20 protein-coding genes are annotated in these 24,375 nt (G+C 61.6%); 11 read left to right on the top strand and 9 right to left on the bottom strand.

Going from position 1 to position 24,375, the window contains the following annotated elements; all coding sequences use genetic code 11:
• Nucleotides 1–2: 2 nt before the first annotated feature.
• On the bottom strand, nt 3–2,834 hold the full coding sequence (locus QW379_06350; protein ID MEM2870022.1) for a PKD domain-containing protein: 2,832 nt from the start codon (nt 2,832–2,834) through the stop codon (nt 3–5).
• Between the two features lie 96 nt (nt 2,835–2,930).
• Between QW379_06350 and cobO the strand changes: the two genes are divergently transcribed.
• The 3 genes from cobO (at nt 2,931) to QW379_06365 (ending at nt 5,733) form a co-directional block, all read left to right on the top strand.
• Nucleotides 2,931–3,479 (top strand): cob(I)yrinic acid a,c-diamide adenosyltransferase, encoded by a 549-nt coding sequence (gene cobO / locus QW379_06355; GenBank protein MEM2870023.1) that lies wholly within the window; start codon nt 2,931–2,933, stop codon nt 3,477–3,479.
• Nucleotides 3,480–3,860, top strand: coding sequence for a hypothetical protein (locus QW379_06360; protein ID MEM2870024.1), 381 nt, complete (start codon nt 3,480–3,482; stop codon nt 3,858–3,860).
• Between the two features lie 190 nt (nt 3,861–4,050).
• Nucleotides 4,051–5,733 (top strand): methylmalonyl-CoA mutase family protein, encoded by a 1,683-nt coding sequence (locus QW379_06365; GenBank protein ID MEM2870025.1) that lies wholly within the window; start codon nt 4,051–4,053, stop codon nt 5,731–5,733.
• Between the two features lie 18 nt (nt 5,734–5,751).
• Here the strand turns inward: QW379_06365 and QW379_06370 are convergent, their stop codons facing one another.
• From QW379_06370 to dnaG, 4 genes are read right to left on the bottom strand one after another with little or no spacing between them, the layout of a single operon-like run.
• A complete protein-coding gene (locus tag QW379_06370; GenBank protein ID MEM2870026.1) occupies nt 5,752–6,624 on the bottom strand; it encodes a succinate--CoA ligase subunit alpha in 873 nt (290 codons plus the stop codon).
• Nucleotides 6,625–8,037, bottom strand: coding sequence for a hypothetical protein (locus QW379_06375; GenBank protein ID MEM2870027.1), 1,413 nt, complete (start codon nt 8,035–8,037; stop codon nt 6,625–6,627). It abuts the gene before it with no gap.
• 2 nt (nt 8,038–8,039) lie between these two features.
• Nucleotides 8,040–9,557 (bottom strand): ATP-binding protein, encoded by a 1,518-nt coding sequence (locus QW379_06380; GenBank protein ID MEM2870028.1) that lies wholly within the window; start codon nt 9,555–9,557, stop codon nt 8,040–8,042.
• Between the two features lie 35 nt (nt 9,558–9,592).
• Entirely contained in the window at nt 9,593–11,032 is a 1,440-nt protein-coding gene (gene dnaG / locus QW379_06385) for a DNA primase DnaG (protein ID MEM2870029.1), read from the bottom strand.
• A 557-nt stretch (nt 11,033–11,589) separates the two neighbouring features.
• Between dnaG and QW379_06390 the strand changes: the two genes are divergently transcribed.
• The 5 genes from QW379_06390 (at nt 11,590) to QW379_06410 (ending at nt 15,464) form a co-directional block, all read left to right on the top strand.
• A complete protein-coding gene (locus QW379_06390; GenBank protein ID MEM2870030.1) occupies nt 11,590–12,015 on the top strand; it encodes a CBS domain-containing protein in 426 nt (141 codons plus the stop codon).
• Between the two features lie 60 nt (nt 12,016–12,075).
• Nucleotides 12,076–12,501 (top strand): glycine cleavage system protein GcvH, encoded by a 426-nt coding sequence (gene gcvH / locus QW379_06395; protein MEM2870031.1) that lies wholly within the window; start codon nt 12,076–12,078, stop codon nt 12,499–12,501.
• Nucleotides 12,502–12,662: 161 nt separating this feature from the next.
• Complete coding sequence (locus QW379_06400) at nt 12,663–13,784, top strand: hypothetical protein (protein ID MEM2870032.1); 1,122 nt, start codon at nt 12,663–12,665, stop codon at nt 13,782–13,784.
• Entirely contained in the window at nt 13,774–14,364 is a 591-nt protein-coding gene (locus tag QW379_06405) for a glycine cleavage system protein H (GenBank protein MEM2870033.1), read from the top strand. The genes QW379_06400 and QW379_06405 overlap by 11 nt, the downstream gene beginning before the upstream one ends.
• Nucleotides 14,365–14,387: 23 nt before the next feature.
• A complete protein-coding gene (locus tag QW379_06410) occupies nt 14,388–15,464 on the top strand; it encodes a radical SAM protein (protein MEM2870034.1) in 1,077 nt (358 codons plus the stop codon).
• Between the two features lie 140 nt (nt 15,465–15,604).
• Here the strand turns inward: QW379_06410 and QW379_06415 are convergent, their stop codons facing one another.
• From QW379_06415 to QW379_06425, 3 genes are all read right to left on the bottom strand, one after another.
• Nucleotides 15,605–16,786 (bottom strand): cysteine desulfurase family protein, encoded by a 1,182-nt coding sequence (locus QW379_06415; GenBank protein MEM2870035.1) that lies wholly within the window; start codon nt 16,784–16,786, stop codon nt 15,605–15,607.
• 26 nt (nt 16,787–16,812) lie between these two features.
• Nucleotides 16,813–17,061 (bottom strand): sulfurtransferase TusA family protein, encoded by a 249-nt coding sequence (locus QW379_06420; protein ID MEM2870036.1) that lies wholly within the window; start codon nt 17,059–17,061, stop codon nt 16,813–16,815.
• Between the two features lie 207 nt (nt 17,062–17,268).
• Complete coding sequence (locus QW379_06425) at nt 17,269–17,445, bottom strand: 4Fe-4S binding protein (GenBank protein ID MEM2870037.1); 177 nt, start codon at nt 17,443–17,445, stop codon at nt 17,269–17,271.
• Between the two features lie 74 nt (nt 17,446–17,519).
• Here QW379_06425 and QW379_06430 point away from each other — a divergent pair, with 74 nt between their 5' ends.
• The 3 genes from QW379_06430 (at nt 17,520) to QW379_06440 (ending at nt 19,700) form a co-directional block, all read left to right on the top strand.
• On the top strand, nt 17,520–18,167 hold the full coding sequence (locus QW379_06430; protein MEM2870038.1) for a hypothetical protein: 648 nt from the start codon (nt 17,520–17,522) through the stop codon (nt 18,165–18,167).
• Between the two features lie 59 nt (nt 18,168–18,226).
• The gene (locus QW379_06435) at nt 18,227–18,571 is read left to right on the top strand and encodes a hypothetical protein (GenBank protein MEM2870039.1); all 345 of its coding nucleotides are present in this window, start codon (nt 18,227–18,229) and stop codon (nt 18,569–18,571) included.
• Between the two features lie 319 nt (nt 18,572–18,890).
• A complete protein-coding gene (locus QW379_06440; protein MEM2870040.1) occupies nt 18,891–19,700 on the top strand; it encodes a hypothetical protein in 810 nt (269 codons plus the stop codon).
• Nucleotides 19,701–19,802: 102 nt separating this feature from the next.
• Here QW379_06440 and QW379_06445 read toward each other — a convergent pair whose 3' ends face one another.
• Complete coding sequence (locus tag QW379_06445) at nt 19,803–24,176, bottom strand: AAA domain-containing protein (GenBank protein ID MEM2870041.1); 4,374 nt, start codon at nt 24,174–24,176, stop codon at nt 19,803–19,805.
• Nucleotides 24,177–24,375: the final 199 nt, after the last annotated feature.

The following is a 24,375-nucleotide window of genomic DNA, read 5'->3' on the forward strand; positions in this document are numbered from 1 at the left end:
TTTCAAAGCGCTTGGGGCATCGTCTCACCACAGTTCTCAGCCCTGCACCCCGCCGGGGCCCTGTTCCTCCCCCGCTCCCCCCTCCCCCCGCCCCTCCGTCTGAGGCTTGCCCATACGACGAGCGCGAGCATAACTAGGCCCACCAATGCCGCAACCAGCGCAACCGTGGTCCATGTAGTCCCTGGGGATATCGGCAAGGAGACGGGTGGTGGGGTGGGCATCTCCCTGACCCACAGGACAGCTGATGAGGAGTTGGTCGCGCCCTCGTCGTCCGTGACAGTCAGCGTCACCGTGTAGTTCCCCGGAGTTGAGTAGCCATGGGACACTACCGCTCCATAGCCCCTCGTACCGTCACCGAATTCCCATGACCAGTTAACTATCGAGCCGTCCGGGTCCCAGCTGAAGGTAGCGTCGAATGTGAACGTCTCATTCAGGTAGCCCGGGGGGGGACAGGCGAAGAGGGCCTCCGGAGGAAGGTTGGGTACCCTGACGGTGTGATAGAGTGTGGAGTTGTCGCCGTCGTCGTCGCTCACGGTAAGGGAGACCCTGTAGGTCCCGCTCCTCGTGTAGCAGTGGGAGACTTCGGGGCCAGTCGCGGAGACCCCGTCGCCGAAGCACCAGAGAAAGCCTAGTAACTCAGGAGGGTCGTCGAGATCCGTAGCACAGGCCCTGAATATGCCCTCCTCTCGCTTGAGCAGGTCGGAAGGTGCCGAGAGAATTGTTGCACAGGGCGGGGTGTTCTCGACTATTAGCTCTTTGCGGACGGAGGTTGAGTTCCTGCCCTGATTGAAGAAAACCGTCAGGGTTACGGTATAGACCCCGTCGTCAGAATAGCGGTGCGAGGGTGCTTGGTCGGTGGTGCTCAGGCCGTCGCCCAAGTCCCAGAGCCAGCCGCTCATTGTGTTGTCGGGGTCCTGAATCCGATAGCGGAATATGAACACCGTCGATACATTACCGGTGGGGGGGTTCCATGTGAAATCGGCGCTTGGGTCTCGTTTTGAGATATAAACCCTCGCGCTGGCGCTCGCGGAGGCGCCATCGCTGTCGGTCACCGTCAGAACGGCTTTGTAGCTGCCCTCCCTCTGGTATCTATGCCCCACCACGGGCACCGAGGCGCCCGTTCCGTCGCCGAAGCTCCAGTGATACGAGGCAATTCTGCCGTCGGGGTCGTGGGAAGCGGAGGCGTTGAACCTGACCTCCTCGGCGATTCTCGCCCTCCCGTCCTCTGGAACCATGGTGAATGAGGCCACGGGAGGCGTATTGACGGTCAGAAAGGCCGATGCGTTGTTGTTGTCCTCGTCCAGCTCATCTATCTGGTTGAAGCGGTCAACGACAAATAGGAGGGAGAGGTTCCCGGTCAGGTTGGCGACCCAGTGCAGGAAGACGAGATAGGTCCTTCCGGCCGGAATATTGCTCTCCACCGCAACTGCGAGCCGAATCTCGTCTGCGAGAACCTCCACGAGAATACCTCCCGCGGCATCCATTGTCCCGGAGTTGTCCACGCCGAACTTGAACGTAACGTCATCGCCGGGATTGGGGCGCGTTGGATAGATTTCGAGAGTGCTCAGATTGATACTGAGGTCGGGCATTGGGGGCGAGAGGCCCTCGATAACTTCGAAGAAAGAGAACCTGACCCTCTCCTCCGAATTCGAGCAGGAGCCAAGGCCCAAGCCTTTGCCGGGTAGGGGATAGGGCTCTGTCTTCGATGCGACCTGTGCCGAGTTGACGTAGAACTCGAACCCGCTCCCATTCCACAGAACCGTGAGGGTGTACCACTCATTTTTAGCAACCGGAAAGGGCTTCACGAGCCAGTTTGCATTAACCGCCCCGCCCTCGGTCCTCCGGACTCGGAAGGTCTGGTCGCGAGCGGAGAGGAGGACGAGGTAGTGGTCACCGGGGCCGTTGAAGCCGAAGAGGACCCCGCTCTCGAAGTTGCTCCCCGCGCTCCATATCATCCTTGTCCTAAGAGTCCAGTTGGACCCGGGCGCCTCAACCGGCGCGAGGATGCGGTCCAGACCCGCGCCCTCAGATATCAGGCCGCACTCGCCATCGGCGATGTCCCAGGTCCCCTCGTGCGGGTCCCAGCCCCCACACGGGCTGGAGCTGAAATTGTCGGAGAGGAGGATGGCCCCGGTCACCGCGTCTCTAACCACGATGTTGTCGAATTCGGCGGTGGAGCCCCGAGCCCCCAGCCCCACCCTGCCCTGCATGAGCTCGAGATTCGTGTGGTTCAGAACGGGCTCTCCGTCAAGGAGGAGCTCCATCGCCGTGCCGCATACCCTAACGCCGAAGTCGTGCCAGTCGCCAGCTGAGAAATTGCATGGTGCACTCTTCAGAGCGACTTCGCCCATCGCTACCCTGCTTAGCCTCGCCGTGCCCTTCCCGGAAAAGCTCGCTTGATAGTACCTCCCGTTGTTCAGGCCGTGGCTCGCCGAATTCACTCTGAAGAGCACCCCCGCCTCCCCGCCCGAGACTAGCCTGAGCCTTCCCGTTATGTGGATGTCGAGCCACTCTCCGCTCCCCGCGACAATGCGCGCGTCTGCTCCTGAGCCATTGATGACGCCATCATGATATCTCCAAGTCCCTTCAACAACCCTCCAGGAGGGGCTGTAGTCGAAATCGTCCCGGAAGCTGAGGCCTCGAGGAGCTGAGGGCGACCCCGTCCAGGCGGAGGAAGAGAGGTTGGTGAGCAGAATGAGTAGGGAGAGGAGGAGGGTGAAGGGGCGAATTCTTGCTGTGCGCGGAGTGGGTAGGGACCCGGGCCCGCTCTCTCCATCCCCGGCCTGCGCGTGAGGCTCTAATGCGACACGAAATCGTAAGGGGCCTCCAACCATATTAGGGCACCACGGCATCCTCACGCATCCCGCCCAACGGACACAATAATTGCCCTGGTAAGTATTAATATCGTTCGCTGCATTGCCATGTGAGGGGTGAATGTGAAGGGGGAATGGAGGAGGCGCCGCCTAGGTATGGTCCACGTCTACACTGGGGACGGCAAGGGCAAGACCACCGCAGCCCTGGGCCTAGGCCTGAGAGCCGTCGGCCACGGCCTCCACGTCTGCATGATTCAGTTCATGAAGGGCAGGAATCAGTACGGGGAGCAGAGGGCCGTGGCGCGCCTCCCCAATTTCGAGCTCTACCAGTTCGGGAGGAGGGGATTCGTCAGGAAAGGGGCCCCTTCCAAAACAGACAAGGCGCTGGCGCGCAGGGGGCTGGCTTTCGCTCGCGAGGCCGTATGCTCCGGGAGATACGACATCGTCATACTGGACGAGCTGAACGTAGCCCTCGACTGGGGCCTTATCTCACTAGAGGACGTCCTGGGCCTCATCCGGGGGAAGGCCCCGCGGACAGAGCTCGTCCTGACAGGCCGGTACGCCCACCCGCAGGTGATGGAGCTCGCGGACTATGTGACGGAGATGAGGGAGATCGCCCATCCCTACCAGAAGGGCTATCTTTGTCTCAAAGGAGTGGACTGTTGAATGCCGGAGAGGGTGGTGAACTTCCTCACAGGAGCTCCGCCCGAAGTGATTTTCCCCATTCCGCTCGAGACATGGGACGATTATGACCTTCAGGGCGAAGAAGTTCTGGTTTGCGAAGTCGCGCGCGTGGTCAACCAGTGGGGCGAAGTCGTGGCGGAGCCTCGGGAGAGGCTTGAGTGCAGGACCATATTCTATCAGTCGATTCTCGGCTGGACAGGTACCGGCATCGTGATTCCACAGGATTTTCTCGAGAGGCATAACGTGAAGGAGGGCTGGTACCTCGAGGTTTTTCTCTATTCTGTGAAGAGGGGAGAGGAGGAAACCCCGATATACCCGGGAGAGACGGTCGAGCACGAGATAAGGAAGGAGATTCGCGATTGAGATTGCGGACTGGGCTGCCCGGGACCCGGAAAAAGCACTCTTCCATTCAGGGCACCACCCCGGCGGATACGTCGGGGTGGCGGCCGCGCCACCCTCCCCCTCAACAACGAGCTTGCGATTCCACCTCAGAAATAAATAGAGAGCAAAACCCTGAAATACTGCCCGCCCGATGATGGGGCGGGTGGCCTGTGTGTACGACAGAAAAGCCCTTGAGGAAATCCGGGAGCATCGGAGAAAATGGGAGGAGACCACCCTCAGGGAGAGCCTCTCACGCGCGCCTGAGAGGCGGGAGCGCTTCGTCACGACCTCGAGCAAGGAAGTGAACAGAATCTACGCTCCCGACGACCTCGAGGGGTTTGACTACATGAAGAAGCTCGGCTTCCCGGGGGAATACCCGCTGACTAGGGGCATCCATCCAACGATGTACAGGGGCCAGCTCTGGACGATGAGGGAGTTCTCGGGCTTCGGCACCGCCGAGGATACCAATAAAAGATTCAAATACCTACTAGCCCACGGCGAGACCGGCCTGAGCATTGCGTTCCATCTGCCAACGATATATGGCTACGATAGCGACCACCCCTTCTCGAAGGGGGAGATTGGTAAGTGCGGCGTGGCCATAGACTCCTTGAAGGACTTCGAGATTCTCTTCTCCGGAATTCCCATGGACAGGGTCACGACCTCGATGACGATAAACGCCCCCGCGAGCGTCCTTCTCTCGATGTACATCGCGGTGGCGAAGCAACAGGGCGTGTCTCCGAAGGTGATATCAGGCACCATTCAGAACGACATTCTGAAGGAGTACATGGCGCAGAAGAGCTACATCTTCCCCCCCAGGCCCTCGATGAGGCTGATAACGGACATAATGGCTTACTGCACAAAGGAGGTCCCCCGCTGGAACACGATTTCCATCAGCGGCTACCACATTCGAGAGGCCGGGGCAACAGCGCTTCAAGAACTCGCATTCACGCTGGCAGATGGGATGGAGTATGTAAAGGCGGGCATCGAGGCCGGGCTGGATGTCGACGCATTCGCTCCTAGGCTCTCTTTCTTCTTCAATGCCCACAACGACATCTTCGAGGAGGTGGCGAAGTACCGCGCCGCGAGACGAATCTGGGCGACCGTCATGAAGGAGAGGTTCGGGGCGAAGAACCCTCGCTCCTGGTGGATGCGCTTCCACACCCAGACCGCGGGCTGCAGCCTGACCGCCCAGCAGCCTGAGAACAACATTATCCGCGTCACCCTTCAAGCCCTGGCCGCTGTCCTCGGGGGGACGCAGAGCCTCCACACCAACTCGATGGACGAGGCCTGGGCCCTGCCGAGCGAGAAGGCCGTCAGAATCGCCCTCAGGACCCAGCAGATAATCGCGCACGAGAGTGGAGCCACAAACACAATAGACCCTCTCGGGGGAGCTTTCTTCATCGAGCAGCTAACGAACGAGATGGAGGAGGGGGCCTACAGATACTTTGAGAAAATAGAGAAGCTGGGTGGCGTGATTCCGGCCATCGAGAAGGGCTTCTTCCAGCAGGAAATCGCCGACTCAGCCTACCGCTATCAGAAAGAGATAGAGAGGGGCGAGAGGGTAGTGGTCGGCGTCAATGAATACAAAATGGCCGAGGAGGAGCTGAAAATCCCCATTCTGAAGGTCCCGAAGAGGGTCGAGAGGGTCCAGCTCGCGAGGCTCAGGGCGACCCGGAGAAGCCGGGACAATCAGGAGGTCAGGAAGAGACTGGAGGCGCTCCGGGAGGCCGCGCAGGGGGATGAGAACCTGATGCCCCTGATTCTCAATTGCGTCGAGGCCTACGCCACGATAGGCGAGATATGCGGCGTCCTGCGCGAGGTTTGGGGTGAGTACCAGGAGCCGCCAGTCTACTGATGGATGCCCAGAAAGAGCTTACTTCCTGAGCGCCCTCTTGAGCATCCTCGGGATGTCCATCAGGGTCTCAGCCACAGGAACTCCGGCTTCTTTTAGCACTCTGACCTTGTTCGCGCCCGTGGGACTAGGAGCGAGGAAGGGCGGGAAGCCCCTCTCCGGCCACCTGCCCTCGGGGTAACTGACTCCCGTGATGTAGGCGACGACGGGCTTTCTCATCGTTCTGATGAATCCGGCCGCGGTCTCCTCCAGGGCCCCGCCGGGCTGGCCCGCTATGACAACGGCCTGGGTCTCCGGGTCTTCCTCGAACCTGCTCAGGACCTCCTCGTAGCCGCAGCCCGTGAAGGTGTCCGCGCCGAGGACGGCGCAGGTGCTCACGCCCATGCCCGCGAGGTCGAGCGTGTTGGCGATGTAGTAGGAAACGAGGCCGCTTCGCGAGACTATTCCGACGCTTCCGGTGGAGAAGGCGCCGGTGGGGAGCATGCCCGCGAGGGCCCTTCCAGGACTGATGACGCCGAGAGTATTCCCTCCGAGAAAAACCAGTCCCCTCTCCCACGCCTTCTTCCGAGCAAGGATAATGTCGTGGGGGGGAACGCCCTGGGTCGTCAGCACAATGAGCTTGATTCCGGCCTCGACCGCCTCCAGCACGGCGTCGCGGGCCTGACGCGGGGGAACCCAGAGTACCGTGGCCTTCACATCCGGGTGGTGGTCTTGGCACTCCCTGACCGTATTGTACACGGGTAGGCCGCAGACCGTCTCGCCGCCTCTCCCTGGCGAAACCCCCCCGACGACCTTGGTTCCGTAGGAGAGCATCAGCTTGGTGTAGTTCCTGCCGGGGGCATTGGTGATGCCCTGCACCATGACTTGGGTGCTGCCCGTGACCAGAATCGCCATTCATCCACCCCCCGCGGTGGTGCCGGAGGCGCCAGTATCCCCTCTTCCGCCCCGGCTCTCGAGCCTCTCCGGGCCACCGCCACCAGCGCCTTCGCTGCCCAAATTCTTGGTGACCCCAATCCCCCCGGTCACGGAGCGGCCGTCGTCCCTCCGGTCACCACCCTCTGCTCTGCTGTTCGCTCCGCTCCCGCTCCCCTTTGAGCCCCCGGGGGCTTTCTCATCGGAGTTGTCTCTCCTGCCGCGCTCAGCCACATCTCCCTCCGGACTCTTTCCTTCAGCGGAGGCCCGTCCCGCCCTCGACGATTCTCGTGGGCCATCCTCCACAGTGGGCTCCTCAGCCGCCCGCTCTTCCCCGAATGGGCTCTCGCCTCTCTTTATCATGTCCGTCAGGGCGACGGCCTCGCGTGCGACGTTGTCGAAGGGAGTGTTGGAGTAGAATACCCAGACCCTCTTGAACTCCTCCGGATGCTTCTCCGCCGCTTCCTCGAATAGTCTCCGGGCTTCGGCCTCGCCGTTACCCGCCACGCGCAGGACAATTGGCTTGCATGGCTTCTTCTCGATTATATAATCAATCATCAACCGGGCCCAGTCCTCCGCGCGGGTCAGCCCCGCCCAGCGGCTACAGAAAGCCGTCACGACGGCGGGGTTGTCTAATAGGAGGTTCATCATCGTCTCGAGCCTCTCTTTGGTGACCTCTCCGCCCGAGTCCATAATGTTGGCGGGGCTCCCCCCCACTCTCCTCACAATGTCCAGCGCGGCTAGCGCGAAGCCCATCCCGCCGGGCAGGAGCCCGATGTCGCCGTCGAGGTCAAGGTACAGAATTCCGGCCTCGCGGGCCCTCCTTTCTCTCTCAGTCATCCCGGGGAGCGCGGATGGTTCACCGGCGCCCTCGAGCTCCGGGTGGCGGAAGAGGGCCTCGTCACAGACCTCCACGACGGCTCTGCAGACCGCGAAGCCCTCGCCGCTTCTGCAGAACCTTACGTCCACCCAGAGTGCCTCGTGGGCAGAGAGCGCTTCGTGGGCGGCGGCGACGAGCCTCTCAAGCCTGGTCTGGTCCTGGCCGGGGAACCCAGCTCGGCGAGCGAGCTCCCTCCCTACGAAGCCACTGGCGGCCTCGCCGGGCTCAAGGTACTCTCTCGCCACCTCTCTGGGCCGGGCCTCGAGCAGGGAGCCCCAGTCTTCCACATTCCCTTTTTTCAGTAGAAGAAGAACCTTGTGGGAGGCTGGATCCAGGCCCACGAGAAGGGAGCCCTCCACATCCGGACCCCTCTCAACCCCCTCTCCATTTTTCTCGGCACTCCCATCCCCACCACCCCCGCCCCTCTCCGCCCCCGTCCCTCGCCACGCCAGGGCCGCGCCGTGCGCGGCCAGGAGTTCCATCGCCCTCTCCTCCCTAAGCCTCAGGTCCCTCACCCCTACTCGTAGCCCTTCTTGTCGTCCGAGAGGTGCTGGTTCCAGAGGTTGTAGGGAGCGTAGTCTCTTTGGGCCAGCGAGATGTCCCTCGCCACGCCCGCAAAGTATGAACCGTACCTGTCCCTGACCTGCTCCTCTACGGTCCTGGAGCGCTTCAGCGCCGCTCTAATGTGGGCCGCCTCGACCAGCTTGTCTCCCGACATCACCGCCAGATCCCCGGCGGTCCTTATTAGCCCCCCTAGCTCCCTGAGCCTGAGCGTCAGGCACCGGTCCTTTCCGTCCAAGGCCTTCGCCCTACGCCTCGCCTCCGCAATCACCTCCTCCACCCCGGCCCGGCTGACGTGCGGAATTCTCCCGTCCATTGCGACCTCCTGAGCAACAAACTGGGCTATCTTCGCCCGGTTCTCCTCTGTGTCGGGCATGTAGGTCTCCACCAGAACCTCGTACCCGGATCCAGCGATTCTCGACCTCAGGGGAGAGAGTATGTTCGGAAGATCCTGGAGATTGCACGCTCCAACGAAAATGAAGTCGCATGGCACGCCGTCGACCTTGACACTCGCGCCCGCGCTCTGCGGGTTACGGCCGGATATCGGGAAGCGCTTCTCCTGCATCGCGGTCAGTATGTACCTCTGGAGATGGCTCAGGTGGGGCAGCTCGTCAATGAAAAGAACGCCTTCATGGGCCTCGTGCACCGCCCCAGGGATGACCCTGTCGTAGGGCAGTGAGCCGAGCTGGGGGTGGCCGCCGTAGGGGTCGTGCCTGACGTCACCCAGCAGCTCCGTCTCGCTAGCCCCCGTCGCCATGACGAAGGGGTTGCGCTGGAGAGGGACTAGAACTTTGCGCGGGTTCGCCCTCTCGACCTCTCGCCTCTTCTCAAGCGCCCTCTGGTCGAGAACCTTGATTCGATCGCCGCATCGCTCGTAGACCACGACCTCCTCCCCGCCCCCACGCCTGCGCGTTGTGGTGACCCGGTTCCTCCCCGCTCCCCCGAGCTGGTTTATGGTTACCTCAACGATTCCCCCTATAAGGTCCCCGAAAGGGTTGTTGGTGCTCAAGGTGCGCAGGGGCTGGAACTTCGACCTCTCGCAGCTCGGGCAGACGGTCTCCGAAGGTGGGGAGTAGGCTCCGCAGTTCGCGCATCTGTACCCGAGCTGCTCGGCGACCTTCACAGGCGCCTCGTGTGGCTCAATCAGCTCTCCCTCCGCCCCCTCGCGGGCCTCAAGCTCCCTCCTGACGTCGAGTGCCGTCTTAACCTCCACGAATGGCCTCTCGGGAGCCTCCGGGTTGTGGACCACCTGAATCTCTTCCGAGGGCCGGGGAAGATGGAGCGATATCGCCTGCGCGATCATGGACTTGCCCGTCCCCGGAGGGCCCACGAGGAGGAAGTGGCGGTGCTGCCGGGCAGCGATTCTCGCGAGCTCCACGGCCTCGTCCTGCCCGATCACCCTCTCGAGCGGGTCGGAGGGAATTCTGATGTCGGCAGTGCTCTCTATATCCCCCAGCCTGCCCCCCTTCCTCATGTCCACAGCGTCCGAGGGCAAAGACACCACGCTCTTCACTCAAGGTCGCTCTTCGTCCATACCTCTATGCTTGCCGGCATTTTAGTGATGCTGGCGCTCTTCATCCCCACAACGCACTTCAGGCCGCCCTCAGCGGCTGCGTCTAGCACCCTCTGGGTGATGATGCCATCGAAGACCACTGAGAAACTCTCCGGCGGGGGCGACTTCAGGCCCTCTGCAAGGTCCCTGACGGGAATCTCCGAGAGCACCACTCCCTTGGCGTTGAGGATGTTGGCTTTGCCGGTCCCTCCGAGCTTGTCGAGGAGCTGCTTCATCCTATGCTGGTCGGGTGATAGCCTCTTGCCAGGCTGGGCGGGCGGCGCAGGGGGCGGGGGCTGGACCTGCGCTCTCTGCTCAGTTCTGCCCCGGTTGATTATGTTGGAGAGCCAGCCACCCCTTCCCTCCTGCGGTCCGCCCATGGAGGCAGAGGCGTCCGGTGGGGGAGCGGGAACGGGGACGCCCGGCTCGGGAACGACGGAGGGCGGCGGGGTGCGCGGGTAGTCGGGGGCCGCGGATGCTTCGGGCCTCCTCTCCTCCGGTCTCTCCGCCTCCTCCTCGGGGGGAGGGGGTAGGGGGAACTTCGCGTTCCCGTGGAGCGCGCCGGGGCCGCCTATGGACTCGAGGAACTGGTCTATGCTCATCTTGTCTCTTAGGGCCTTCATTATCTGCTTTTGTGTAAGCTCCTCAACCTCCTTGCCTCTCGGCGCTCTGGCGACGTAGTCCACCTCGGCGACCTGCAGCAGCTCCCTGAGAATCAGCTCCCCACCCCTATCCCCGTCCACAAAGGCCGTCACAATGCGCTCCTTGCTCAGGTCCTGAATGGTCTTGGGTATGTTGGTTCCGCCCACGGCTATCGCGTTCTTGATGCCGTGGCGCAAGAGGTTGAGCACGTCGGAGCGGCCCTCGACGACAATTATGGCGTCGGAGTCCACCACGTTGGGCCCGGCGTCGCAGCGGTCCTTACCGTAGGCGATGACCTCCTCCTGTTGGAGGGCGGCCCTGACCGAATTCGTCAGGTCCGCGCCACCGGCCTTGGACTTCTCCATCAGCTGCTGGAGCAGCACTTTGGCCCTCTCGATGATTTTCTTCTTCTTCTCCACCCTCACGTCCTCGATGTCCTCGACCTCGATCTTCGCCCTGCAGGGGCCTACCCTATCGATGGTCTCTAGGGCGGCCGCTAGAATGGCTGTCTCGACCTGGTCCAGGCTCGAGGGCATGGTTACCCTTCCAATCGACTTGCCCCTCTGGGACTCCACCTCGACCTCTATGCGACCCATCCTGCCGCTCTTCTGGAGGTCCCTAAGGTCGAGCTCGTCCCCGAGGAGTCCCTCGGTCTGCCCGAATATTGCTCCCACGACGTCCGGTTTCTCGACGATGCCGTCGGTCTGGAGCTTCGCGTGTATCACGTACTTCATTGCTGTTGGGTCTATATTCATCTCCTTATCCTCCTTCTCTTAGCTTCGCTCGAAGAAGAGCCCGGGGAACTCGCACTCCCCACAAGCCTCCGGCATCTCGCCGGGGCCCTATGTCCGCGCTGCGCACTGCGCGCGCGGCTCATCGGACTTGACTGATGAGAGTGAGTTGGGATTGCGTTCCGTTGTTCTTCTTCTAATTGCGCTACGACTCGGTACTATAAATAATTTGCGCTTGCGGCTCGCGGGGCCCTCGGCCCGAACTCCGATACCACCCTTCACCAGCCATCGCTCAGGGGGCTTCCGTGGCCGATGGAGTCTGAATTTGACCTATCCTCCCGGCCAAGGCGTTCCTCGCGCCGGTCTCTGAAATGGTTCACAATCCCTCCTGACACCTCCCCGGCTACCACTCCAGCCCGAGATGCGTAAGATTTCTTCGGCCCGCGGCTCTCTTCAGAAGCGCTCTCTCGTTCTATCTCGAACTCCAACCGTAAGCGAGTCCGCCCTTGCCCACCTCCGCTCATCCTTTCGCTTCGATAAACATTATTATCGTTCCCGGCAATCAGGGAAATGGGGAGCTCATGCCGAAGGAGGAAAAGGGCGAGGGCCGCTTGAGGGTCAGCGACTTCGTCATCACGGACGAGTTCGACACCGTAAGCGCGGGAACCACGGTCCGGGAAACGGTGAGGAAGCTGCTCGCCATGAAAAGGGGCGTGGTTTTGGTTAAGGACGGAGAAAATATTCTTGGGGTGGTCACAGAGCGCAAGATTCTCAGGGGCATCCTGGAGGCGCAGGGGGACCCTCTCTCGCTCGATGTCTCAAAGGTCATGGACACGCACATCCTATACGTGAGGGACACGGACGCGCTTGAGACCGCACTCGAGGAGATAAAGAAGAATCGGCCGGCGGCGGTGATTGTTCGCGATGCTCAGGACAGGTTCCGGGGTTACTTCTCTCCCATCGACTATATCGAGGCCGAGGAGAAGCTCAAGGCGATGAGGAAATGATGGTTTTTTCAAAAATCCTTTAAAACCCCACCCCCTTACGGTGCCCGAGGGAGGGGAGGCATGAAAGTACTTGACTACGACTGTCCGGAGGAGCTCTACTACCACAAAGACCACGCCTGGGCCAGGGTTGATGGGGAGCTGGTCGTCATCGGCGTGACGGACTTCGCCCAGAAGATGGCCGGGACCATCAAGCGAATCGTGACGCTCGAGGTCGGGGATGAGATCGAGCAGGACAAGCCCTTCGGGACCCTGAGCTCGGGCAAGTGGACGGGAAAGGTCCAGTCACCCATCAGCGGCGAAATCGTGGAGGTCAATGCCGCGCTCGAGGAGAGGCCGAAGCTCGTCAACGACTCGCCCTACGGCGAGGGCTGGATGATAAAGGTCAGGCCCTCCAACCTCCAAGACGAGCTCGCCAGGCTCTATCGCCCCGGCACCGAGGCTTTTACAAACTGGCTCACGGCAGAGCACAACAAGTACAAGAAGTAAGGCCGGGGCCTCGAGGGCGCCGAGGAGGCCGTCGTGAGGGGCAGAATGAGCGGCGACGCGTGTCCCGGCTCGGCTGGTTCAGGTGGAGTGGCCAGTGCGCAAAGAGGCGGGGCCGGGGGCGACTTTCGCACCCTTGCTAGTAGCCCCGGGTGAGTTGTGAGGTGGACTTCTTGCTCCTGCTCGACATCCCTCGGATGCGCTGGGACGCGACCCAGCTCGTCTACCACGCGCTGGGCAGGCTGGGCATCGAGGCCCTCGTCCTCACACGCACAATCGAGCCGTATGTGTGCGTGGGATTTTCGCAAGGCATCTCAGCCGAAGTCGACATCGAGTACTGCAGGAGGAATCGCATCGGCGTTTTCAGGAGGGAAATCGGCGGCGGGACTGTTTTCATAGACAAGAACCAGCTCCTCGTCCAGCTCGTGCTCCGCAGGGACAATCCCGCGGTCCCGGCCGGGCAGAACAATTTCTTTAGAAAATTTCTCAGTCCGATACTCGAGGTGTATAGGGGGCTGGGGCTGGAGGCGGAGCTCAGGCCCCCCTGCGACGTCCTCGTGAAGGGCCGGAAGATATCCGGCACCGGCGGAGGGGAGGTCGGGGAGTGTGCGGTTCTCGCGACCAATCTCCTCGTCGATTTCAATATCGACAGAATGACCCGTGTCTTGAGGTGCCCCGGAGTGGAGTTCCGGCGGGCGCTCCGGAACTCTCTCGAAAGGAATATAACGACCCTCAGGGCCGAGCTTGGCACTCCGCCGCCCTGGTCCGTACTCCGCAGGCTGGTCAGGGAAGGCTACGCGAATCTGCTGGGGGCCCTAGAGGAGCCTGGGAGCGCACCTCCACTGGCCCCGGGAGGGACTGGGACGGAGCGGCGGAAGTATAGAGGAGGTGGCCGGATGCGCGGAGCGATTCCCTTTTACCAGATTCGCCGGCGCAAGAGCGGAGAGGGAGATGGAGCCGCGGGAGGTAGCCCGCTAACGGAGGCGATTGCGGAGGAGATGGAGAGGGTGAGGATGGAGCTGTTTTCTAAGAAATGGCTGGGGGACCAAGGGGCGAAGAAGAGCTTCCGCGAGGTCAAGGTCAGGGAGCTGAACTACCTCGTTCAGTTCGACTGCGCCGGGACCGAGCTACTACTCGAGGTTGTCGAGGGGAGGATAGCTTCTGTCAAAAATCTGCGTAGGGCGGGGCCCGAGGGCTGGTGGAGCGGCCTGGTGGGTCTTGATTACTGCCCCGAAGAAATTATTAATATCGCCACCCGCATCGCTGGTAACGGCAGTGGGAGATGAGGAAGGGGGAATTTACGTGGTAGGGGAGGGTCCTAAGAAGAGAGAAGGTCCGAGGAGGAGCGTCCCGATGGGCCTGAGGGCGAGGCGCGAAGGGCGGGGAAATAAGGAACAGAGGGTGGCCCCGGCAAGGGGCCGGAGGGGCGTTCTTAAGGTCGGCGGGCTGCGCTTTCCGCTCGACAGGTTCTACTATGCGCGCAGGGGAGCGCACGTCTGGCTCAAGCCAGAGAGGGGCGGTGTGGTGAGAATAGGCCTGGACTCGTTCCTTGCGCGCACGGCCGGCCACATGAACTACATCGCACTAGGCCCGGGAGAAACGGCCCGCCAGGGGAGGTCCCTCGGTAGCTTCGAGTCGGCGAAGTTCGTCAGCAGGCTAATTTCGCCCCTCAGCGGAAGGGTGGTCGAGGTCAATCAGAAGGTAATGAGGGACCCGAGGCTGATAAACAGGAGCCCATACGACGCCTGGATTCTCGCGATCAGGCCGGAGAGGTTGGAGAGGGAGCTATCGTCGCCCGACATTCTGTCCGAGCCGGAGGCCCTGAAGAGCTGGATTCTGGAAGAGATGAGGAAGGCCGAAGGTTAGGTTGGGGGAAAGGGGTGCCTGAAATGGCGGTCGTGGCGCGCCGGGACAAAGGTGGAAGAATCGGGAAAACCGCACATGAGTCGCCCGATTATGTGCGGGCGAGCACGGCCGCGGCCATAACCCTTGGGTTCTACCCTGGGAGATTCTACCGGGGTGCGCGCCTCGGCGCGCTCAACCTCCTTCTCACATACGAATCGGGCTGCTACGCGAGATGCGCCTACTGCGGCCTCTCGAGCTCGCGCGAGCCCGAGAGGGACAGTTTCATCAGGGTGGACTGGCCGACCTTCCGCACCGACGAGGTGATAGAGCGCACCCTCCAGCGCGGTCGCCACCTCCAGAGAGTCTGCATATCTATGATAACCCACCCGAGAGCCCTCGCCGACCTGAACGACATAGCGGGCAGGTTCAGGGACAGCACGAATCTTGGAATATCGGGCCTCATCGCGCCGACGTTGATAAGGGGCAGGGGGCCCCTCGAAGAGATGAAGAGGGCCGGTGTGGACAGAATCGGTATTGCGATAGACGCAGCCACGCCTGAGCTCTTCGAGCGCCTTCGCGGCCGGGGGGTCCGTGGCCCGCACAGGTGGGAGCGCTACTGGAGTGTTTTGGAGGACTCTATTGCCGTCTTTGGCAGGGGCATGGTCGGGGTCCACCTCATCGTCGGTCTCGGAGAGACGGAGAGGGAGATGGTCGAAGCGATTCAGAGGGTTAGCGACCTAGGCGCCTCGACGCACCTCTTCTCGTTCTTCCCTGAAGCGGGGAGCGCGATGGAGGATTGGCCCCGACCACCCCTTGGCCAGTACAGGAGGGTTCAGCTCGCGAGGTACATCATCGATACCGGTCTGGGCAGGTTCGAGAGGATGAGCTTCAACTCGAGGGGCCAGCTCGTCGGCTTCGACCTGAGTGGCGGGGAGCTTGAGAGAGTGATCGAGTCGGGCGAGGCTTTCATGACCTCCGGCTGCCCCGGGAGGGACGGGAGGGTCGCCTGCAACAGGCCCTACGGGAACGAGAGGCCCTCGGAGAAGCTGAGGAACTTCCCCTTCCCACCAGGCAAGAGGGACATCCGGGACGCGAGGGCGCAGCTGGCGGACTATGACTGACCCGCCCCGCGAGTCTTCAATTAGCCCATCCACTCCCGAAAAAGTCCACAGGGTAGTTCTGGTGTGTTCTTCCCACGCCCCGTTCTGACCCGAGCCCGGAGGACCTCTGGCGGCACGGGAGGACTCCCAGGCCCTCGGCCTCACCTCAGGTGCTCAGGCGTCAGGGGAGACATTGCTCTCAGGCGTCTCACGATGTCCGGGAGGACTCCGACGACGTGGTCGATGTCCTCCTCTGTGATGTATCTATGTAGGGAGAATTGGAGGGTCCCGTGAGCCTCCTCGTGGGGCAGGCCGAGCGCCATCAGAACGTGGGAGGGCTCGAGGGTCTTGGATGTGCAGGCCGAGCCCGAGGAGACGGCAATGCCCTTTGCCTCCAGATTCAGAATCAGCGACTCCCCCTCGACGTACAGGAACCGGATGGAGGCGATGTTCGGGAGGCGCTTCTCCACGTGGCCGTTCAGGTATGTCTCCGGAATTCTCTCCGTGATTCCCCTCACGAGCCTGTCCCTGAGGGCCGCGAGCCTCGGCGCTTCGGCGAGCATCTCGCTCGCCGCGAGCCCCGCGGCCCTGCCGAAGCCCACGATGCCAGGCAGGTTCTCGGTCCCGGAGCGCAGTCCCCTCTCCTGCCCCCCGCCGTGAATAACGGGCTCGAGCTTGGTGCCATCTCTGACATACAGCGCTCCCACGCCCCTCGGGCCATGGATGTCGTTTGAGGAGAGGGTGAGTAGGTCCACGCCGGCCTTTTGAACGTTTATCGGCACCCTGCCCGCGGCCGCCACGGCGTCGCTGTGGAAGTACACGTCCCTCTCTGCCGCGATTTTCCCTATCTCCTCGACGGGCTGGAGGGTGCCGATCTCGTTGTTCGCCCACATCACTGAGATCAGCGATGTGTCTTTTCTGATAGCTCGCTCCACGGCGCCGGGGTCGACGATGCCATCCCTATTGGGCGGAACCTCCGTGACCTCAAAGCCGTTCTTCTGGAGGAACCTGCAGGAGTTGATGACAGACATATGCTCTATTCTGGATACAACAATGTGCTTCCCCTCACCCCGGTTTCTTAAAGCCACGCCCTTTATTGCGAGGTTGTTGGCCTCGGTCGCTCCAGAAGTGAAGACAAGCTCACCCGGTCTCGCCGCGCCGATGAGCGCTGCGACGCTCGCCCTAGCGGCCTCGAGTGCACTCCTCGCCTCCCTTCCGAACATGTGGACCGAGGAGGGGTTTCCGAACCTCTCCGTGAAGTAGGGCATCATCGCCTCGACCACTCGCGGGTCCACGGGAAGCCCCGCCGCTCCATCGAGATAGACTCTCCTTGCTTCCCCCATCTATTCCCCTCCCGAACCGGGGTCCCTCAGCCGGAGGTCTTCCGGATGATGAAGTGGTTCACGCCGTCCGCCCTGTAGAAATCGACAAGCTCGTTGCCCGTGCGCTCCACAAGGCGCGGTATGTCCTCCGCGGTCGCCGGGTCGTCAGCGACGACCTCAAGGATCTCACCGGGCTTCATATCGTCCAACTCCTGCCTCGTTCGGAATATAGGCTCGGGACAGTACAGCCCGAGCTGATCCGAGACGCGGTCCGGCACAACCCTCTGCGCGGCCATCTGAGCCCCCGCGGGAAAGTCTGGTCTTAAGATAAAATCTTTTTGGGAAGCCGGCCGGAGAGCGCGCTGAATTCCCCTCGGATAGCGGGGACCACTGGGCAGGTATAAAGAGTTAACCGGCGCTCCTTCCCCGCGGTGCGAGAGACATGCCGGCGTGGGAGCACCGGTGCGGAACTCACCCGCCCCAGTGGCACGGGAGGTCTGGGATCAGTCCAGGCTGAGCGCCTGGTTCGGGCAGGCGTCGACGCACGCGCCGCACTCGACGCAGTCGTCAGGTTTGGCGATGTGAACCTTTCCACCTTTCTTTTCAAGAACCTCGTTTGGACAAGCTTCCACGCAGGCCCCGGCCCCCTTGCACTTCTTCAGGTCCGCCTTGACTACCATCCACTATGCCTCCTTGCTCCTGGGGGCGGGAACATTTTTTTGTATATTAAGGTTTGTTCCGCTGCGCTCGTAGAATGGTGCTAGCGAGGGCCACGCGCGCCGCACAGTTCGGAGCGGTCGCGGCGCACTCTATCCACGGGAGCGAATTCCGCGCCGTGGTCTTAAGGCCCACCATCCGGACGGGTCTGGCGGTGAAATTGAGGAGACCGGGGTTCAGGAAATGCCGGGAAGCCCCCTCCGGCTCTAGCGCAACCCGCCGCGCCCGCGACCGATGCGTTTATCAGCTCGCAGTGGCATTGATTACCCGGTCATCCAGCATGTCCCCGCGCATCAGAGACCGCTTCGCCCTCACACTCGAGGAGTTGCAGGAGGACGTCGCCGATATGCTCAGGTGCGGCCTGGTGGAGCCATTCGGAAGAGAGGAGGACGGGACCCCGACCACCTTCATCCCGAGCAAGGAGCTCTACCGCGCCTTCCTGCATGAGTTCAAGGAGCGCAAGAAGACCAGTCACCCCAACTCCGCGGCGACCGGGGCGCTGATAAACGCTATGTACGACATGGCGAAGGACAGGCTCCCTGGGCTAAAGGGTGAGGAGCTCAAAAAAAGGGTCGCGGCCTTCTACTTCGTCATGGCCTTTTTCATGGAGGAGCAAGGAATTCCCTCGAGGCTCGGAGTGGATTTCTTCGACCTTGAGACGATAAGGAGGGGGCCGGAGGGGTAACGGGGCCGCGCTCCAGAAGAGCTTAATTAATTTAAAATGAATTCCAGCTCGCCCGGAGAATGACTTCCCACAGAACCTATGGCTGGCACGCGAGCTTCGAGGAGTTCTGCAGAGCAAGGCCCGCTGTTGTCAGGAACACGCTCAGGGAATTCATCAGGGACGCCTCCGGCTCCCAGCTTTCCGCATGGGACACCTCGATTCCTGTGCTGCAGCGGCAGATACGGGTGATGACAGAGACGGATGCCTGCGCCTCCGGGTATGACAACATTCTGGAATATCAACTTCCAATGGAATCCAGGCGACCCGATGTGATTCTCCTTGGAAACAGAGCCATTGTTGTCCTCGAGGATGACGGAAGAATCGCCATAAGAGTGAAGAAAGCAGGATGGTGCGGAAAAATATGAAAAATGTCCTGTGTCAATACCCCTGCAATCACCACCATGAGTCTCTCCGGAGGTGGCCTTGAGACATGGGACGCGTCGAGAAACGGCTCGTCGCAATCCAAATCGTCATCACTACAGGAGCGATGATCACGGCAGCGACTGCAGTATTTTTAAATATCAGCCCTCTCTTGTTGGCATATCTATATTTTATCGGTGGAGCGATTGCAATAACTGGACTTTTAATGGAGGAGAGACTGGAGAATCGTCAAATCGAATTGTCGCTTCCGGAGACCCCGGAGTCACGCCAGAGGTCTTACGTAATGCTTGGATATGTCAGGGTATGTTCATGTTCTCCTTCGCAGGAGTCGCATTTATCGGGGTCAAGGAAGAGGACACGCCCTGGCGGGTTATCAACTGGGCAGCTCTTTATCTTTTCATAATCATTGGCATATTCTTATTCTATATCACATATTTCTCTCAAAAGGACGTTTTCGATGAGTTCCGGGAGAGTCTCTACACTCTCAGGTATAGACCGCCCGGCGAGGTCATCGGAAACGCGTTCAGGGTGGACCCGCTCATGGAGAAGGATGTGAGCGGAATCGGAATCTGGTTCGCCCGGACGGGTCGAGTGGCTATCCCGCTCGCCGGACTCATCGTCTCCGTCTTGATGGCTGTATTGGCGGTCACACGATGGCTGGCCGACCCCTCTATTCCAGCCGGTATAGCTCTGATACTCTTCGTCTCCGCTTCGGCCTTCTTCGGCTATCGTATTGTGGTGTTCGTCAGGCGCGGACCTTCCCCGGTCGAGGCAAATTTCGTGGCCAGCGAAAAGATCCTGGTCGCAATCCAGAAAGCGCTCTCGGAAAAGCATCGTCTCGCCCCATCAACCCCCCTGACCACTTTATTTGCAAGCGAGATCCTGCCCGGCCTCCCCTCAGTCGAGTTTCGGGACGAAAGGAAGAGGACGGGCGTCCTCATAAAGAACCTGGAGCTCGTGAGGGACAGCCATGGAAGGAACAAGCACATGGTTGGGAGAATGATGCTGTTCCGGTCCGTATTCGACAATAGAGATGAGTTACGGCGGGTGATTGAGGACATCAAGGCCTGCTTCCCGGAGAAGAGGCGGGAGCAGGAGGTCTTGCTGTACTGAGACAGGCCCGGTGGCCACCGCCTGATTAAAAATTTAATAGTCGCTTCCTTCTCGTCCATCCTCCGGATGCCTGCCAATCATAGTCGTAATTATGACCACTTCTCATCGCCCCACCCGGCTCTTTCCCTCATGCCATTGCCAATCAACCACCTGCGGTGCAAGAGCGTTTCTTCTTTCCTCCCCTCCTTTCCCCCTCCTCTCCTCTCCCGGTCCCCGCCCCCCCGCCCTCTTAATCGCCTCGAGCTCATCCCTCACCCTACTCTCTATCCTCGGGCCGGTCCTTGAGAACCCGAGCGCCCTCGCGGCCTCAGCCACGATTTCGTCATCCGTTCTCAGGACGCCGTCCGAGAGAACCCAGAGCACGACCGCCCGAACCTCCTCCGGCTCTAGCTCCTCGACGCTCCCGACCCTCCGGACGGGGGGCGGGGGCCCCCTCCGCCTCGCCGGGTTCACAATTCGCCAAAGGTCGCCACCGTCTCTCAGGGCCTCCGGCCCGCCGGAGCCCACAGAGGCCTCGCCCATTCCCCGGTCCGCGTGTCCACCGGCAATTTGCGCGGACCGCTCAATTCCCTTTGCGCCCTGTTCCATCCAGCCCCGCCCGGTGGCAATGTCCCCGGGCTCCCGCGGGCCCCCCCTATCCGCGACAAAATTCGGCCATCCCTCCCGGCGCTTGGGTGCGGAGAGGTCTGTCAGAGCCGGGCTCCTCCCCACCGACAGCATTCCTGAACAGTCGAGAGCGTCCGCCGCCTCCACCGCCCTCCTGTAGGCCTCGAGCGCCCTCCGGACCTCTTCCTCGCGCCTCATGAACCAATCCAGGGACCATATTCTATGGAACCTCCAGCCCAGCGCCTCGAGCCGCTCCTGCCTGAGCCTGTCACGGTCCCGGGCCATTGGAACGGAGTGGTAGCTCGCACCGTCGCACTCTATGGCGAGGACGAACCTGCCGGGCCTCGAGGGGTGCTGGGCGGCCATGTCGATTCTGTAGCCGGATACGCCCCACTGCGGGACAAGAGGAATTCCTTTCGCCCTGAGCGTCTCGTATACATCCGCCTCAAACGCGTTGAGGGCCCCGCCGGCACCGGCTGTATCCCCGAGGGTTCTCCCATGTGTTGAGACATATTCCAGATACGCGCGCAGGAGCTGAACCCCCCTCGCATCCGACCTAGCCGGGTCCATGTCGAGGTGGCTGAACGAGGAGACGACCGTCATCCTGCACCTCGCCCTCGTTATGGCGACATTAAGCCTCCTCTCACCGCCCTTGTAAAGGAGTGGTCCGAAATGATAGTAAAGCCTCCCGTCCGGCGTTTTCCCGTAGCCTATGGAGAGGATTATCGCGTCCCTCTCGTCGCCCTGAACGCGCTCGAGGTTCTTTATAAAGAACGGCTCTCTCCTCTCTGAATTGAAGAACTCCTCGCAATCGACGCCTCTCTCCAGCACGTCATCGAGCGCCATTTGAATTCTCTTCGCGTGCTTGATACCCAACGCGATGACGCCGAGCGATTCTTCGGGGCGGTTGCGAGCATGCTCCAGAATCAGCTCCACCACTCTCCTGACCTCCTCCGCGCTGCTCTCCTCCCGGGTGTCGCGCAGGGTCGCCTCCACCAGCACGAGGGACAGCGCCGGGTCCCTCCCGCACCCCGGGAAGGTGACCAGCCTGTCGCTGTAGATGTGCCGGTTCGAAAAAGCGATGAGAGCCTCGTCCCTGCTCCTGTAGTGCCAGTCCAGACTTCTTGTCTCGACGAAAGCGCTCATCACATCCAGAATGCTCTCGAATCCGGAGGTTGTGGATGGCTCCTCCTCGAGCTCCTCGTCCCCCGTCTCCGAGAAGAAGGTCGTCGGAGGGAGCTGGTTCCTGTCGCCCGCGACAATAGCATGCCTCGCGCGCAGGAGCGTGGGAATGGCGGTCTCCGGCAGGATTTGGCTCGCCTCGTCGAATATCACATAATCGAAGTAGGTCCTCGATGCGTCGATCAGGTTGCTCACCGAGAGAGGGCTGGCCATCCAGCAGGGGCAGAGCGCCGTCAGGACATCCAGGGCCTCGGCCATCAGGGCCCGGAGGGGTTTGTGCCTCGTCGCCTTCTTCAGCTCGCGCTTGACGACCGCCGCCTGCGAGGGGAATCTGTTCATCGTGTCAATGGCCCTCAGGGCGTGCTGCCGCCTGACGCGAGCGCGCGCGAGCCTCAGCTGCTCGTCATCCAGTCTCCGGAACTCCTCTACAAGTCTGTCGTGGGCCCTCCCGTTGAAGCCCATTGTCTCTGGCGATGAAGCGCTCGCCTCCTCCAGCATCGATTCGAGCCAGGAGCGCCTGAAGACGGATGGCCAGAGTTCCGGAGAGACCCCCTTCGATATCATAAAATCAAAAACATTGCGCGTGCCCAGCGATGTCAGCTCGTCGACCATATCCTTTAAGCTCACGATTCTATATGGCGTTACGCGGTCCGCTGACAGCTCCGAGAGCAGCCCCGCCAGCTCCTCGAAACCGAGCGCTTCGAGACCCCCGGTCCTGAGCGCTGCCGAGACCGTGGAGAGGGCGCCTGCCACCGAGGCATGTTGCGCCCTCGCCCCATCAAACTCCCGGGGAACGGTGGGTTTCGCGGCCCGATTCCCTGAAATGGTCCTCCACTCCCTCCGGACCCGGGAGGCCATCAGGCAGTGCTCATAGACTCGAGAGAGCGGCTGGTGCCCGTGGCGCTCGAGGGAGAGGAGGAGTTTCCGCATCCTGCGGAATCGAGGGCTCAGGACGAGCCACCTCAGCTCCCGCAAACGGCTGCCCAGGGCCGGCCTCAGGAGCTCAAGCGCCAGCTCCAGGTCCTGGTCGAATATCATGGGCTCCACAACGGTCAGGACCTCCTCAACATGTTTCACCAATTCCAGCATCCTGCCTGCCTCAGCCGGCGAGTGCGGAGCGGGGAATCCACAGGCGGATGCGAGGGCCGCCATCCTATTTTTATATCGAGCAAACTCACCCCCGCTGAGCCAGGCCACGGTGTCCTGAACCCGGTTTGCTTCTTCGCCGCTGGAGAACCATGCGCCCCTCCAGGGAGACGCACTGGTCCCGAAGATGATGTCGGTGAGGCCAGCCATCCGGGTGAGGAGATGCTGAACCCTGTCGGCCGCGGGGCCGTCCAGTCTAAGTAGCTCAGCCCCGCGCCAGCGCACCGGACACGCGGTCTCGGGGGGCATCCGAAGGAGGCGCCCCATAATCTCGTAGAGGCTGAGTCCCGCCGGAGGCCGGGGCATGTGCATCCTCCTGTCGTGAGCATTGAGCGCCGCCCGGCGCTCCGCAAACTGTCGGTTGCATTCATCGGCGCAGACATCCGTGCTTGTTCTAAGAATCTCGTTCGAGCGCCTTAGGCCGTTGATTATTTCGCGCTTGGAGATATCGGCGGCATGAATGTCGAGCACGAGGTGGTCGAGTCCGCACTCGGTCAGCCTCTGCAGCACCACATCGAGCGCGGCGCGCTTCTCCGCCACGAAGAGAACCCTCTTCCCCTCAGCGGCCAGCACGGCTATCAGATTAGCAATAGTCTGGCTCTTCCCCGTCCCCGGGGGACCGGATATAACGAGGTGCTGGCCCCTTCTTGCAGCTTCTATCGCAACGCGCTGGCTGGAATCCGATTTAAGGATGAGCCACTCGTCCTCAGGCGGGATGCTGTCCAGTTCACGGGGATCAATTTCTCCGTGCTCACGCTGGAGCGAGGCCTGCGCGACTGGGTCCCCCGCGATGGCCGCGATCAGCTCATTCGAGACCAGGGTCTCTTCATAGTTATCGAGGTCACGGACCATCGCCATCCTCTGAAAAGCGAAGTTGCCCAGCACGAGAGTGTCGGCTATCGAGAAGCCGGGAACTTCTCTGGCTATGGCCCGGAGCTCTCCGAATATGGCTGAAATATCGGTTTGCTCCACCTCATTCTCCAGATCCGGCAGGAGAGCTTCTTCGTCCACCCTGCAGCCGAAGTCCGAGCGCAGGACCTGCACAAGGGCAGGATTCAGGCGAAGGTCCCCGACGCGCTTGATTGTCGCATTGCGCGGGTCGGAGCCTCTGTAGGAGACGGAGACGGGCATCAGAAGAACGGGAGCAGCGGGCGGGCGCCCCCCGTCGACAGCGTTCCAGCTCGCCATTCCGAATGCAAGGAAAAGCGTCTCCAGGCCCCGCTCTTCGAGATTTGATCGGGCCCTTCGCCATATCTCTCTCAGGGCGGCGGCGGCCCTCGCCCGCTCCTCCTCGGGGAACGCGCTGAGCGGAGAGACCTCGGCCCCGCCAAGGAGGGCGCGCCTCGCTCCGCCGTCGAGGCCGTCGAGCCTGAGGGTGCCGGCTCTCAGCTCCCGAAAATATAGGAGGTTGTTCCTGCGCGAGAGGTCCATGAGCTGTCTTTTCCATCCATCCCTGGCTTTGAGGACGATTTCTCGCCGCCTTGTGAGAGGGTCGTCCGGAGGGGATGGCGCGCCCGTATTCAATCCCGAGCCGTCTCCCATCTGTCACTCCCCGCATCTCAATTGCAGTCAGACTATTTTAATACCCTTGGGCTCCCTCCACAGCCCTCGCGCCTGAGTAATATTGGTCGCTCTAGAGAGAGCACGGTCTGAAAGCCACCACAAACAGGAGACTTGACAGTGGCGGGTGGGACCTCATTATGGCGGGTGGTGACGAGAGAGGGCTCCGGCGGCTGGGTGA

Source organism: Thermoplasmata archaeon (genome assembly GCA_038851035.1).
Taxonomy (GTDB): Archaea; Thermoplasmatota; DTKX01; order VGTL01; family VGTL01; genus JAWCLH01.